The 14,248-nt window shown below is 52.2% G+C and carries 12 protein-coding genes; 5 read left to right on the top strand and 7 right to left on the bottom strand.

Annotated elements, in window-relative coordinates; genetic code table 11:
* Nucleotides 1-373: 373 nt before the first annotated feature.
* The 3 genes from DES54_RS14325 to yieE form a co-directional block, all read right to left on the bottom strand.
* Nucleotides 374-1,336, bottom strand: coding sequence for a 2-hydroxyacid dehydrogenase (locus tag DES54_RS14325; RefSeq protein WP_113868522.1), 963 nt, complete (start codon nucleotides 1,334-1,336; stop codon nucleotides 374-376).
* A gap of 486 nt (nucleotides 1,337-1,822) precedes the next feature.
* Nucleotides 1,823-3,289, bottom strand: a complete 1,467-nt coding sequence (locus tag DES54_RS14330) for an amino acid permease (RefSeq protein WP_113868524.1) — start codon at nucleotides 3,287-3,289, stop codon at nucleotides 1,823-1,825.
* 135 nt (nucleotides 3,290-3,424) lie between these two features.
* Nucleotides 3,425-4,297 (bottom strand): DNA-binding transcriptional regulator YeiE, encoded by an 873-nt coding sequence (yieE, locus tag DES54_RS14335; RefSeq protein ID WP_113868526.1) that lies wholly within the window; start codon nucleotides 4,295-4,297, stop codon nucleotides 3,425-3,427.
* A 176-nt stretch (nucleotides 4,298-4,473) separates the two neighbouring features.
* Here yieE and DES54_RS14340 point away from each other — a divergent pair, with 176 nt between their 5' ends.
* Together DES54_RS14340 and nfo are read left to right on the top strand one after the other, a co-directional pair.
* The gene (locus tag DES54_RS14340) at nucleotides 4,474-5,502 is read left to right on the top strand and encodes a YeiH family protein (RefSeq protein ID WP_113868527.1); all 1,029 of its coding nucleotides are present in this window, start codon (nucleotides 4,474-4,476) and stop codon (nucleotides 5,500-5,502) included.
* Nucleotides 5,503-5,582: 80 nt separating this feature from the next.
* On the top strand, nucleotides 5,583-6,422 hold the full coding sequence (nfo, locus tag DES54_RS14345) for a deoxyribonuclease IV (RefSeq protein WP_113868528.1): 840 nt from the start codon (nucleotides 5,583-5,585) through the stop codon (nucleotides 6,420-6,422).
* Nucleotides 6,423-6,526: 104 nt separating this feature from the next.
* Here nfo and fruA read toward each other — a convergent pair whose 3' ends face one another.
* The 3 genes from fruA to fruB are packed head-to-tail and all read right to left on the bottom strand — an operon-like array spanning nucleotide 6,527 to nucleotide 10,300.
* Entirely contained in the window at nucleotides 6,527-8,215 is a 1,689-nt protein-coding gene (gene fruA, locus DES54_RS14350) for a PTS fructose transporter subunit IIBC (RefSeq protein WP_113868530.1), read from the bottom strand.
* Between the two features lie 16 nt (nucleotides 8,216-8,231).
* Nucleotides 8,232-9,170: a 1-phosphofructokinase gene (fruK, locus tag DES54_RS14355; protein ID WP_113868532.1), complete on the bottom strand. Its 939-nt coding sequence runs from the start codon at nucleotides 9,168-9,170 to the stop codon at nucleotides 8,232-8,234.
* A complete protein-coding gene (gene fruB / locus DES54_RS14360) occupies nucleotides 9,167-10,300 on the bottom strand; it encodes a fused PTS fructose transporter subunit IIA/HPr protein (RefSeq protein WP_113868534.1) in 1,134 nt (377 codons plus the stop codon). The genes fruK and fruB overlap by 4 nt, the downstream gene beginning before the upstream one ends.
* 336 nt (nucleotides 10,301-10,636) lie before the next feature.
* Between fruB and DES54_RS14365 the strand changes: the two genes are divergently transcribed.
* Entirely contained in the window at nucleotides 10,637-11,815 is a 1,179-nt protein-coding gene (locus DES54_RS14365) for a sugar efflux transporter (protein ID WP_113868536.1), read from the top strand.
* A gap of 21 nt (nucleotides 11,816-11,836) precedes the next feature.
* Here the strand turns inward: DES54_RS14365 and DES54_RS14370 are convergent, their stop codons facing one another.
* Nucleotides 11,837-12,091 (bottom strand): YkgJ family cysteine cluster protein, encoded by a 255-nt coding sequence (locus DES54_RS14370; RefSeq protein WP_113868538.1) that lies wholly within the window; start codon nucleotides 12,089-12,091, stop codon nucleotides 11,837-11,839.
* Nucleotides 12,092-12,268: 177 nt separating this feature from the next.
* On the opposite strand from DES54_RS14370, the gene yeiP reads away from it, so the two are divergent.
* On the top strand, nucleotides 12,269-12,841 hold the full coding sequence (yeiP, locus tag DES54_RS14375) for an elongation factor P-like protein YeiP (RefSeq protein WP_113868540.1): 573 nt from the start codon (nucleotides 12,269-12,271) through the stop codon (nucleotides 12,839-12,841).
* 111 nt (nucleotides 12,842-12,952) lie between these two features.
* Entirely contained in the window at nucleotides 12,953-13,939 is a 987-nt protein-coding gene (locus DES54_RS14380) for a CobW family GTP-binding protein (RefSeq protein ID WP_113868573.1), read from the top strand.
* The last annotated feature ends 309 nt before the right edge of the window (nucleotides 13,940-14,248 follow it).

Raw genomic sequence — 14,248 nt, forward strand, 5'->3', positions numbered from 1 at the left:
TTTTATGGATGGTTTTCTGCATCCGACGTCGTTCGGTACGGGGTATTGGTGCTATGATCGGCATCGCTCAGTCCGGTTGGTGATTTGTGATTTTTAGCGATTGATCAGATCGCTCAACTCGGACTGAGTTCCCTCAAAGTGATCTACTATTTGGAACAGCTATTTAGTTCAAAATACCAGCCGCCAGGCTATTCTTTCCTCAATCATAACAAGCGTGTTCCAACCACTGATGACTTCAATGTCATGTCAGGCGTAAGCCGCTAATACCCGGATCCGCAAAAAATCATCATGTAACCTTCACAAAATCATCAGGGATGATAAATAATAGCGGCGACTTATTTATTTCGTTTATAGGCTCTGGCGATGCGCGGATTTAATATCCGTGTTGCTGAACAAACTCGTCAATATTCTCAATTGTTTTTTCCATCAAAGTTTGCAGAGCGGATGCGGATGTCCAGCCAATGTGCGGAGTAATCAATAGATTAGGCAGTGTCTTCGCCGCCAGCATCAGTGGATTATTCTTATCCGGCGGCTCTTGCGCTAAGCCGTCAAGCGCCGCGCCGGCAATACGCCGCTGATTTAAAGCCGAAAGTAACGCGATTTCATCAATCAGCCCGCCTCTGGCGGCATTAACGATAAATGCAGTCGGCTTACACAGCGCCAATGTTTGCGCATTCAGCAATTCGCGGGTTTTATCAACCAGTGGGCAATTAAGCGAAATAATATCCGCGGACTGCAAGACTTGTTCAAACGGCAAATACCCGGGGCGACAGCACGTGCTTCCCCGGTGTTCGGCAAAAACCACCTGCATACCCAGCGCCGTCGCCAGACGCCCGACTTCACGCCCGATAGCGCCTGCGCCGATAATACCCAACGTTGAACCGGCAATATCCTTCACCGGATAGTCAAAGTAGGAAAACTGTACCTGACTCGCCCATCGATCGCTAAGTTGATCGCGATACCACCCCATCAGGCTGTGTTTAAGCGCAAGGATCATGGCTATCACATGCTCGGAAACCGCCTGAGTGGAGTAATTGGGCACGTTATTCACCAGAATACCCAACTCGGCCGCCGCAGCGGTATCAATGGTATTCGTCCCCGTTGCCGTTACCGCAATCAATTTCAGAGCTGGCAAAGCCGACAGTGTTTCTCGCGTTAATATGGTTTTATTAGTAATAATAATGTCGCTGTTTTTCGCCCTGGCAATAACCTGTTCGGGCGCGGTGTAACTATATTCAATCCATTCATGGCGGCACTGCGGTCGTCTGAAACTATTCTTTTTCAGGAAAATAGTTTCAGGCAATGCGCCTTTATCCAAAAAGGTAATTTTTAGCATAGTGTCTAACCTGATTATTATTTATACATACCACCCTGATTATCGGCGATAAACAGCGCCGTAACACGAAATCTGACTCGTGAATTATCTTTCTTATACAGAGGATTAAAGGTTATGTTGCTTTTAAAAAAGATAGCAGCTTAATTATGTAACTTAACAAATATTTCTCATCCGATTGACGTCTGGATTATTGATGATGAAATGTACAGTTCCGCCAAACGTTCAGCCTAGACAGCATTACCGCAATTAACAACGTTTAATAGCGTAAATTTCATACATTGTAGCCAAGCTATTACGCGAGAGACGAGAAAGTCGTCTGGGGGAATATGCAGGGAGGTGATGAGCCGGGGTAAACAGATGGCTTTCGCCAGCGTTAAAGAAACGTCTGGATAAGCAAGCATGTTGGAAGCGCGAAAAAAGGCGTTCTCTCGAATGAACGCCCAGGTCGGAAGCCGTGACCCCGTCATGCTGCGGCGGGTTCGCCGGTTACTTGTATTCGGGGAAGGTCATATCCTGATATTTGATAAAACGCGTGCCGCGGGAAAATTTATAGCCGAACCAGATCAGCAGAAAGAGCGGAATGCCGATATAGGTTGCCGTGACGCCGTACCAATCGATGTTATCTTGCAGGAACGCCTGATAATTCTGTCCCAGCGTAATGACCAGGCAAAGCACGAAAGCGAAAATCGGCCCCAGCGGGAAGAAATGGGAAAGATAAGGAAGACGATTCAGATTGTGTCCGGCTTTGACATAGCCGCGGCGAAAGCGATAGTGACTGATGGCGATGCCCAGCCAGGCGATGAAGCCCGTCATCCCTGAGGTGTTCAGCAACCAGAGGTAGACCGTTTGGTTGCCGTACATGGACGACAGGAAGCACAATGCGGCAATCACGGCGGTCGCATAGAGCGCATTACGCGGCACGCCGCCTTTTGACAGCCGGGCAAAAATACGCGGCGCTTTACCCTCGGAAGCCAGGGTAAACAGCATACGGGTACAGGCATACATCCCTGAATTGCCCGCTGACAGCACCGAGGTGAGGATAACGGCGTTCATCACCGCCGCCGCAGAAAGCAAACCCGCATGCTGAAACACCAGCGTAAACGGGCTGACTGCAATGTCTTTTACATCATTACGCAGCAGGCTGGGATCGGTATAGGGAATGATCAGGCTGATGATTAAAATGGCGAAGATATAAAACAGCAGAATACGCCAGAACACCTGACGGATCGCGCGGGGAATATTTTTCTGCGGATTATCCGATTCACCGGCAGCCACGCCGATCAGTTCGGTTCCCTGAAACGAAAATCCTACGATCATCGCCACGCCGATCATGGCGGAAAAACCACCCGCAAACGGCGCATCGTCAATCTGCCAGTTATGTATCCCCGCGTTCTCGGCCCCGCGTAAGATCCCCATAATCATCAGGATACCGACGGCGATAAAAATTACTACCGTCACCACTTTAATTAACGAAAACCAATATTCAGCTTCGCCAAATCCTTTTACTGAAATGACGTTCAATAACACCATCAGCGCTAAAAACAGCGCGCTCCATATCCAGCCGGGAACCTCCGGGAACCAATATCCCATGACCAACTGCGCGGCGACCAGATCCACCGCGATCGTTACGGCCCAGTTGTACCAATAATTCCAGCCCAGCGCGAAGCCAAAGCCCTCCTCAACATAGCGGGAACCATAAGTGGCGAACGATCCTGATGTAGGCATAAAGGCCGCCAATTCTCCCAGGCTGGTCATCAGAAAATACACCATCAACCCAATCAGAACATACGATAATAACGCGCCGCCCGGCCCTGCTTGTGAAACCGTGGCACCGGAAGCGACAAATAATCCGGTGCCAATCGAACCGCCGATGGCGATCATGGTTAAATGCCGTGCTTTAAGTTCACGGCGCAGGGACGTGGGTCCCTGAGATTGAATATTTTGCTGAGCCATTATTAGCCTGCGTGTTATTGCCAAAAAAACGAGGCGGGATTGTAGCAAATCGTTTTCAGCAGGATAGCGCGATCGTCGGGTTATAAGAGAGGTTCATAATTCCAGCCCGATCATTAGCAACACAAAATATGTTATTTATGCTGCTTCGCGGCAGTAACTCAGGAAACGCTGCAAGACGTTTGAAATGTGCTTCTGCCGATGATGAACCAGATACAACGTGCGGGTAAGCCGCGGTAATGGCACCGCCAGTTCCACCAGCGATCCTGTCGCCAACTGTTCGGCGATGACATGCCGGGACAGGCAACTGATGCCAATATCGTGGCGCACCGCGTGTTTAATTGCCTCAGAGTTGCCTAACTCCATCACCAGACGAAAATGCGGCAACTGGGTCAACAGCAAATGATCCAACACCTCACGGGTGCCGGAACCCCTTTCGCGCAAGATCCAGGGCGCATCGGCCAAAAGCGGCAGAGAAAGTTCCTGTTGGCTGAGTGGATTGGTTGGCGAGCAAAAAACCACCAGTTCATCTTCCAGCCAGGGCTGTGTAACCAGATCGGTATGATGACACGGGCCTTCGATCAACCCCAGGTCAACACTGAATTCCGCAATACTGGCAATGACATCGTGCGTGTTGCCAACATGCAGTTCCAGCGAGATTTCAGGGAAATCCTGCCGGTAGCGGGCAATCATGGCCGGTAAAAGATAGTTGCCGATGGTACTGCTGGCGTAAATACGTAATGCGCCATTGTCATGGCAAAAAAGCTGTTCAATTTCCAATGACTGTTCAAGTAATGATAACGCTTTAGGATAGAGCAGTCTCCCATGCTCATTCACCACCAGCCGCTTGCCGACCCGGTCAAACAACTGAACACCCAATTGCCCCTCCAAATCTGCCAATGCCGCACTCACGGCGGATTGAGAGAGCGAAAGCACAACCGAAGCCTGCGTGGTTGAACCACTTTTCAGCACTTCTGCAAAAACTTCCAACTGACGTAAGGTAATATGCATAACGGGCTCTTTATCGAAAAAATCTATAGGTTATAAATATATAATCAATTTCTCTTTTAACCTTTCTGATTATAGGCTGAGCCCTCAGTTCGGTATTCTCAGAACAGGTCTATAAAATGATTCATCTTTCTGCATTACTTTCTGCACGACAGCAATACATCGCCTACCATTACCGCATGGCAATACGCCTCCCCGGTTTATCAGCAGTAAGTCTAATAACTTTTTTGACTCTTTGGCTGACTAATATTCCTAAAGTTTCGCAATGGGGACCAGGCTCATTAACTTTGGCGATATTGACAGGGATTTTACTCGGTAATACGGTCTATCCACGGCTAAATTCTTACTGTGATGCGGGCGTGCAGTGGGCAAAACAGCATCTCTTGCGCTGGGGTATCGTGCTTTACGGGTTTCGTCTCAGTTTTCAGCAAATGACAGCCGTTGGCATCACAGGTCTTGTCATCGATCTGGCGATCGTCGTGTCGACGTTTCTCCTCGCCTGCTGGCTGGGCCGACGCTTATTTAAACTTGATCGCGAAACCACGGTGTTAATCGGCGCAGGCAGCAGCATCTGTGGCGCCGCCGCCATTCTTGCCACCGCGCCGGTGGTCAAAGCCTCAAGCGATAAAATTGCCGTCGCCGTCTCTACCGTGGTCATTTTTGGCACCACGGCGATGTTTCTTTATCCGTGGTTGTATCGGCTTAATCTTTATTATGACTGGCTCACGTTAACGCCACGGGCGTCCGGCCTGTATCTGGGTTCAACCATTCATGAAGTGGCCCAGGTCGTGGCGGCTGGTCACGCCATTAATGTAGAGACAGAAAATATGGCCGTGATGGGGAAAATGTTGCGTGTCATGTTGCTGGCGCCTTTTCTCATTATCCTGAGTCTGATTATGAAAAACAGACAGCCGCAAAATAGCCCAGCGGCCCCACTATTTTTGATGTTTCCCTGGTTTGCGTTATGGTTTGTGGCGGTCGCGGCTTTCAATTCCAGTCAGCTTCTCCCCAGCCATGTCGTGAACGCATTGATCCAGTTGGATAACGTGCTGCTGATGATGGCCATGATCGCGTTGGGACTGACCACTCGCCTGAGTGCGATACGGCAGGCTGGTGCAAAACCGCTGCTGCTGGCGCTGTTATTGTTTCTCTGGTTACTGGTTGGCGGGGCGGGCATCAATCTGGCGGCTGAACACCTATTGCGCTGAGCGCGAATAATTTATCCGTTAACGTCTCATTCGCTCGTCAGACAATGCCATAATGCCTCCGTCATCAAGAGGAGAAGAACATGAAATACGTAGGTGCGCACGTCAGCGCGGCGGGCGGTGTCGATCAGGCGGTTATTCGCGCCCATGAACTGAACGCAACGGCGTTCGCGCTGTTTACCAAAAATCAGCGCCAGTGGGAGGCCGCTCCGCTCAGTCAGGAAACTATCGTCAGTTTCAAAACGGCTTGTGAACGCTACGCCTATACCCCAGCGCAAATCCTGCCCCATGACAGCTATCTGATCAATCTTGGTCATCCGGAAGCGGCGGCGCTGGAGAAATCACGCGCCGCCTTTATTGATGAAATGACTCGCTGCCAACAACTCGGCCTGAGTTTGCTCAACTTTCATCCGGGCAGCCATTTAAAACAGATTGATGAAGCGCGCTGTCTGGCGCGTATCGCCGAGTCGATTAACATCGCACTGGCACAAACGGATGGCGTCACCGCCGTTATTGAAAACACCGCTGGACAAGGAAGCAATCTGGGCTTTCGCTTCGAACATCTGGCCGCCATCATTGATGGAGTGGAAGATAAAAGTCGCGTGGGGGTGTGTATCGATACCTGTCACGCCTTTGCCGGCGGCTACGATTTACGCACCGAAGCAACCTGCGAAGCGACCTTTGCCGAATTTGAACGGGTCGTCGGATTCTGCTATTTGCGGGGAATGCATTTAAATGATGCGAAAAGCGAATTCAATAGCCGTGTCGATCGTCATCATAGTCTGGGAGCAGGCAATATCGGTAAGACGGTGTTCTGCTATATCATGAAAGATCCGCGTTTTGATGGTATTCCGCTGATTCTGGAAACCGTCAATCCCGATATCTGGGCGGAAGAGATCGCCTGGCTGAAATCTCAGGTCTGAATTCCCGCGTCTTTTATCACCTGAAATAAAATATGCCCTGAAATAGAAAAGCGCCAGCGGACATGATGTCCGCTGGCGCTTTTTACCACCGCTAACGAGCTCGCTTATGCGGCTTTCGCCAATTGTTCGTCAGGACGTTTCAGCAGCGCATACAGCACGCCCGCTACGACCGTCCCGGCAATAATCGCCAGCAGATAACCGATAACCGGCGTAATCGCACCAGGGATCATCAGAACAAACAGCCCGCCGTGCGGCGCCATCAGTTTCGCGCCGACCGCCATGGACAGAGCCCCGGTCAGCGCCCCGCCAACGATACAACATGGCAGGACCCGCATCGGATCGCGGGCGGCGTAAGGGATCGCTCCTTCGGAAATAAAGCACAGCCCCAGAACCAAGGCGGCCTTGCCCCCTTCACGCTCGGTGGCGTTGAATTTGTTACACGCCAGAAACGTCGCCAACCCCATCGCCAGCGGTGGAACCATCCCGGCCGCCATCACCGCCGCCATCGGCGCATAAATCTGGCTGCTGAGCAACGTGGTGCCGAATACGTAGGCCACCTTGTTGACCGGGCCGCCCATATCCGTACACATCATGCCGCCCAGGATTGCGCCCAGGATCACCGCGTTCGCCGTTCCCATGGATTGCAGCCAGTCAGTCAGGCCCGTCAGGATTTTTGCAACCGGCGTACCGACGATATAAATCATCACCAGACCGGTAATCAGCGTGGCAAACAACGGAATAATCAAAATCGGTTTCAGCGCGGCCATACTTTGCGGCAGAATCAGCTTATTGCTGATAGCTCTGGCCACATAGCCCGCCAGAAAGCCGGCGATAATCCCGCCCAGAAAGCCCGCCCCAGTGCTGACCGCCAGCATACCGCCAACCAGCCCCGGCGTTAACCCCGGACGATCGGCAATCGAAAACGCGATATAACCCGCCAGTACCGGCACCATCAGCGCGAACGCCGAACCACCGCCGATTTTCATCAGTGCGTCGGCCAGCGACCCTTCCTGCTTAAACGCTTCGATGCCGAACACAAACGACAGTGCGATACACAGACCACCCGCCACCACCATCGGCAGCATGTAAGACACCCCGGTCAGCAGATGACGATAAGGCCCGGCCCCGCCTTTCTGACCGGACTCGCTTGCTGACGAGGCGCTTTGACCGCTCGGCTGATAAACCGTGGCTTCAACTTGCGCCTTGTCCAGTTCCTGAACGGTTTTTTTCAATGCCAGTCCGGTTGAAGTGCGATACATTTTTTTACCGGCGAACTTACTCAGAACGACTTCGATATCCGCCGCGACGATAACCAGATCGGCTTGCTCAATCTCTTCCGGCGTAATCGCATTTCCGGCGCCAACCGAGCCACGGGTTTCAACTTTTACCCACCAGCCGCGTTTTTTGGCTTCCGTTTCAATCGCTTCTGCGGCCATAAACGTATGGGCGACGCCGGTTGGACAAGCGGTTACCGCGACAATACGTTTGGCGGCGGCGCTTTGCTGAACTGGCGCTGACACCGTTGCCTGATAGGTGGCGGCTTCAGCCTGAGCCTTAGTCAGGAATGCTTCCGGCTGGCTGACCGCCAATTCCACATCGCCGACAAACACCTGTTTGCCATTCAATGCATTATCCGCCGCGGCCTTCGCGCCCAGAATGATCACCAATTCGGACTCGTCCGCGTGTTCCGTAAACGTCAGCCCTGCTTTCGCAGCGGCGGCGCTGAGTAGGTTTTTCACCAGATGGCTTCTCGCCAGCCCCAGTGATTTATCTAAAATCAGCAGCGTTTTCATTGTTTGTCTCCTGCTGTCAATTAAAGGGTTTCAGATCGACACGCGCCATCATTGCGGCCAACTGAGGACGATCGGTAATGCCAACATTGCTTTGACTCACGGCCAACGCAGACACCGCCGTTGCCAAACGCAAAGTATGTTCACTGGACTCACGCATTAATAAGCCATAAATCAGTCCCCCAACCATGGAGTCACCTGCGCCTACCGTACTGACCACGTCACAGGCAGGCGGTTTTGCCAACCATGCCCCGGATGCATTTACCCACAAGGCGCCTTCCGCCCCCAGTGAGATCACCACATGCGCGATCCCCTGCTCACGCAGTGCGTGCGCGGCATCAACCACATCCGCCAGCGTGGGCAATTTACGCCCCGCCCAGATTTCCAACTCGCGACGGTTGGGTTTCACCAGCCAGGGGGCCGCTTTCAACCCCGCCACCAGCGCCTCGCGGCTACTGTCAAAAATGATGCAGGGACAATGACTGCGCAAACGCGACATCCAGTCAGTGAACGCATCAGGATCGACCCCAGCCGACAGACTGCCGCTGACCGCAACCATGTCAAACTGCCCCAGCCAACTCAGCGAGTCATTAACGAAACGCTGCCAATCTTGCGGTGTGACTTCAAACCCAGAAAAATTGAAATCGGTGACGTCACCCTCTTTTTCGGTCAATTTCACGTTGATACGTGTACGTCCCGGCACAACCTGGAAACGGTTGGCAATGCCCAGTTCACTGAACAATTGCTGGAAGCCATCCTGATTGTCTTTGCCCAAGAATCCACCTACAGTGACGTCAATCCCAAGATCCTTCAATACCTTGGCAACGTTGATGCCTTTGCCAGCGGCATGCAGACCCGCGGTCTGAACCAGATTCACTTCGCCCCGCTCAATTTCCGGGCAATAGCCAACCAGATCATATGCCGGATTCAAGGTAATGGTGGCTACTCGCCTGCTCATGCCGCCCCCTCGCCCAAACCAGAATTAATCGCGTCGCCAATGGCGGCCAATGCTTGCTCCGCATCATCGCCGCTCGCGGTAAACCGGAGTTTATGACCTTTCTTCACACCCAACGCGACCACTTTCATCAGGCTGCGACCGTTAGCCGGTTTTCCGGTACCATCCAGATTGGTGACGGTAATGTCGCTGCTAAACTGCTTGATCACGCTCACCAGCACTGTCCCCGGACGCGCATGCAAACCATGCTCGTTGCGGATGGTAAACTCGGCCGTCAGCACTTCGCTCTCTTCCGGCACTTCACTGGTCATCAACGCCAGCAACGTGGCGGCATCGGCTTTCAGCAAGCGTTCAGCTTTTTGCGTAGTTAATAGTTTGGTCAGGTAATCAATGGGTGCATAGGCTTGATCGTCCGCAGCGGATACCGTTACGAGCAATGCGACGGAATTGCCATCGACACTGAAAGGCGCTGCCGGACGGGCAATCGCGGCGGCGCTGCTGAGGTTGCCTTCGGCACTGTCGCTAAACCAAATCCCCTGCCCCAGATTCAGCGGTTTATTACTCACCGCCGCGCTGACGAAACTGGCATCAGCCGCGCCAATCTGTTGCAGACGCCCGGCGTTCAGCGCCTGGGGCGTCAACAAGTTATCCGTTGCCACATCCAATGAAATCAGCGAAGTGTCGAGACGGAACTCGGCCAGTTGCTGCTCGCCCATCAGCAGGCTGCGCAATTCTTCCGCCGAATCGGTGCTTGCTAAACGAGCGGCGACGCGATCATCGCTAAGCACATGCGTAAGCTGACGCAACAGCGCCAGGTGCTCATCAGAGCGCGCGGCAATCCCCAGCACCACGTAAGCGGTCTGGTCTTCGCCCCAGGCAATGCCCTGCGGGAACTGAAAAACCTGTACGCCGGTTTTCAATACCAAATCGCGGGTATCGGTGGTGCCGTGAGGGATCGCGATACCGCTTCCCAAATAAGTGGACGTCTGCTGTTCGCGCTGCAACATGCCATCGACATACGCTGCGCTGACGCATCCGGCCTCGGTCAGCGCTGAAGCAACAAGCTGTATGGCTTCCTGCTTACTGCTGGCCGTCGCGCCCAAATGAATATCTTGCTGTGACAACTGGAACATGGTTCTCCTCTCCCGCCAAAACCTGAATCGTTTCAGCTTTTATGAGAAAAAAGTAACGACTTGGATGATCATTTCAACAAAAACATCGCTGAAACGTTTCACTGATTTTGTTTCCATTACGTCGTTAATGCAAGCGTTCCGCACCATTTACGTAACGAATTTATGATATCACGCACATTTTAACCGCCATCGCAGGCGGTTGTGCAATAAAACAAAATCTGTGGCTGAAGCGGTGCTGAAGAAAAACCACAAACTGATTTTCTGTTTTTGAGGAAAACGACGTAATATGGTGTATCCGATTTTATCCTCTGTCTGTTTTTCATACGCAATCAACTTATGTACACACCTGTTGACACCCCCCGGCGTCATCTTGATTTGACGTCGTCCGCATTTTTAGTCATCGCATTCTTGAGCGGAATCGCCGGAGCATTACAACTCCCCACGCTCAGCCTTTTCCTGTTGAACGAAGTGCAGGTGCGGCCTTTTCTGGTCGGTATGTTCTATACCGGCAGCGCCGTCATCGGCATCGTCGTCAGCCAGTTACTGGCGACGTATTCAGATCGCCGCGGCGATCGCAAGACACTGATTTTTCAATGCTGCATATTGGGAGCATTGGCCTGTCTGCTCTTCGCCTGGAACCGCAATTACTTTATTCTACTGTTTGTGGGTGTGCTGCTCAGCAGCTTTGGTTCAACCGCCAACCCGCAACTATTTGCACTGGCGCGCGAACATACGGATCGAACCGGACGTGAAGCGGCGATGTTCAGTTCAATTCTGCGGGCACAGATCTCCTTGTCGTGGGTAGTTGGCCCACCGATAGCGTTTGCGTTGGCGCTGGGATTCGGCTTTACCTCAATGTATCTCACGGCAGCCATGGTTTTTGTGCTTTGCGGCATTCTGGTCAAACTGTTCCTGCCTTCCATGCCGAAAGTTATGGTGAAAACCAGCGCCACGCTTGAATCCCCACGCAGTAATCGCCGGGATACTCTGCTGCTGTTTGCCGCCTGTACGATGATGTGGACTTGCAACGGCATTTACCTTATCAATATGCCGCTATATCTGGTACATGAGCTTCAACTGCCGGAAAAACTGGCTGGCATCATGATGGGCACGGCTGCCGGACTGGAAATTCCCGCAATGTTGATCGCGGGGTACGTCGCCAGTCGCTTTGGCAAACGCTTTCTCATGCGGCTGGCAATTTGCGCGGGCATGCTGTTTTATGTCGGTTTGCTATCACTCGACAGCGAAATAGCCTTGCTGACATTGCAGATGCTGAACGCCATCTTCATCGGTATTCTGGCAGGGATTGGCATGCTGTACTTTCAGGATTTGATGCCAGGTCAGGCTGGCGCGGCCACCACGCTGTTCACGAATACCACTCGCGTAGGATGGATTATTTCAGGATCGCTGGCTGGACTGGTGGCGGAAATCTGGAGTTATCACGCCGTATTTTTTATCGCGCTGATAATGATCCTGGGATCGGGTTATTGCATGTGGCGAATCAAAGACGTCTAGCAACGTAAAAAACGCCCCACATCAAGGGGCTGTATCCGTTTCAAGTTGAATCAGATAAATCAGCGCCTCATTACGATGACTGAAGCACATATCCGCTCGCGCCTGTAACTCTGAGCAGACCGCCGGACGCAGGGGAGAATAAAACAGCCTGCAGCGCATATCGGCCGCCAGATGGAGACACCGCGTATTCGCGGGTTTACCGTTTGGCATGCCGGGTAACGGGCTGGATATGGAAGGCGCGATACAGCAGGCGCCGCAATCGGGGCGACAGTCCATCAGCAATCACTCCGGTGGGCTGACTGAAATAAGGAAGTGGCGCCACCTTAACAGCCCGTCTGATAAACACCAATGCTTAATTCCCAACGCATCCGATAATTCCCGCTTGCCTGAATCCGGTGGCGCGAGTAACGTGTCGCCACAAAAATCTCACTCCTTTTTAATCAGGTAATCTTTATGGCAAGAGCGAATGAAATTAAACGCGGTATGGTCGTGAACTATAACGGCAAGCTGCTATTGGTGAAGGATGTCGATATCCAGAGCCCAAGCGCCCGCGGCGCCAGTACGCTGTATAAAATGCGTTTTTCGGACGTCCGTACCAGGCTGAAAGTTGAAGAGCGTTTTAAAGGCGACGATATTCTCGACACCATCTCCTTAACGCGCCGGACGGTCACCTTCTCTTATATTGATGGCGACGAATACGTCTTTATGGATGATGAAGACTACACGCCATACAACTTCAAAAAAGATCAGATCGAAGAAGAGTTGCTGTTCATTCCTGAAGGCGGCATGCCCGGTATTCAGGTTCTGTCCTGGGATGGCGAAATCATTGCGCTGGAATTGCCGCAAACCGTGGACATGGAAATTATCGACACCGCCCCCGGCATCAAAGGCGCCTCCGCCAGCGCTCGTAACAAACCGGCCACAATGAGCACCGGGCTGACTATTCAGGTGCCGGAATATTTGAGCGCAGGTGAAAAAATCCGCATTCATATTCCTGAACGTCGTTACATGGGGCGCGCGGAATAAACAGCCGCGCCGCAACACCGCTGCTATCTGGCGGTGTTGCGCTAATTAATGTCTGCGCCTATCCCCGGTATCGGTTTATTATCCGTTTACGCTTTTGTTTGGGAGTTCATGTTGCTCACTCACGTTAATCTCATCACCGGCTTTCTGGGAAGCGGCAAAACCACTACCATCGGTCACCTGTTATCACAAAAGCCCGAAGATGAAGTCTGGGCGGTGCTGGTTAATGAATTTGGTGAAATCGGCATTGATGGCGCGTTGCTGAGTGAAAGCGGCGCATTCGTAAAGGAAATTCCCGGCGGCTGCCTGTGCTGTGTGAATGGCCTGCCCATGCAAGTTGGCCTGAACATGTTGTTGCAGCAGAAAAAACCGCATCGCCTGTTGATTGAACCCACCGGCCTCGGCCATCCCAAACAAATTCTCGCCTTGCTCACCGGAGAAAGCTATCAACCCTGGCTGACATTACAGACGACGCTGTGTCTGCTGGATGCACGTCAACTAAGTGACGCCCGATATACCGGAAACGAAAACTTCCGCGATCAGTTGGCCGCCGCCGATATCATCGTCGCTAATAAGCAGGAAACCTATCGGGAGGCGGATATCGCCGCCCTGCAACAATGGCGGCAAACGAACGGCGACGGACGGCAGATCGTCACGGCCAGTCAAGGGCAAATAGCGTCAACATTGCTCGATTGGCCGCGTCAACGTCGTGGCGAACTGCCTGACAGCGCGCACCATCATGCCCACAAACCGATTCGGGGGCTGGCGGCGTTGCGACTCCCCGGCGGAAGTTCCTGGCGTCGCGCCCTGAACCAGGGACAAGGGCATTACGCCTGCGGCTGGATTTTCTCGACAGAAACCATCTTTGAAACCGCCGCCCTGCTTGACTGGGTACGGCTGGCGCCAGTCCGTCGCGTGAAAGGCGTGATGCGCATCAAGGAAGGGACGTTGATTGTCAATCGTCAGGGACACGACCTGAATATTGAAACCAGACCCATCCCACCACTCGATAGCCGCATTGAAGTGATTAACGACACCCCCGCCGAATGGAACACGTTGCAGGCTGATTTGTTAAAGGCACGTTTAACTATCATCGAGTAAGTACAGGAATCATCCGGCTTTATATTGCGTGCGCCATTTGCCGTCAACGCTTCTCCGACACATTTCCTCAATAAAAACCCAGGCATTTAAGCGTTTTCCATATCGCCTTTTTTTGCGGATTACATCATTAGATCTTATAAATAAAATGCTTAAAACTTCTCGCAATCTGTTTATTGTTACGGTAGTCTCAACAAAGTTTGCTTTTTCCCGCTTAATGAGCTAGCGATTGGATAATAAATAGTGTGCTTTCTTCCACACTTTCACTGCACAACCGTTGGCGAAAAAGTGACTCTGTTTTAATCTGACTCT

This window comes from Brenneria salicis ATCC 15712 = DSM 30166 (assembly GCF_003315515.1).
Classification (GTDB): Bacteria; Pseudomonadota; Gammaproteobacteria; order Enterobacterales; family Enterobacteriaceae; genus Brenneria; species Brenneria salicis.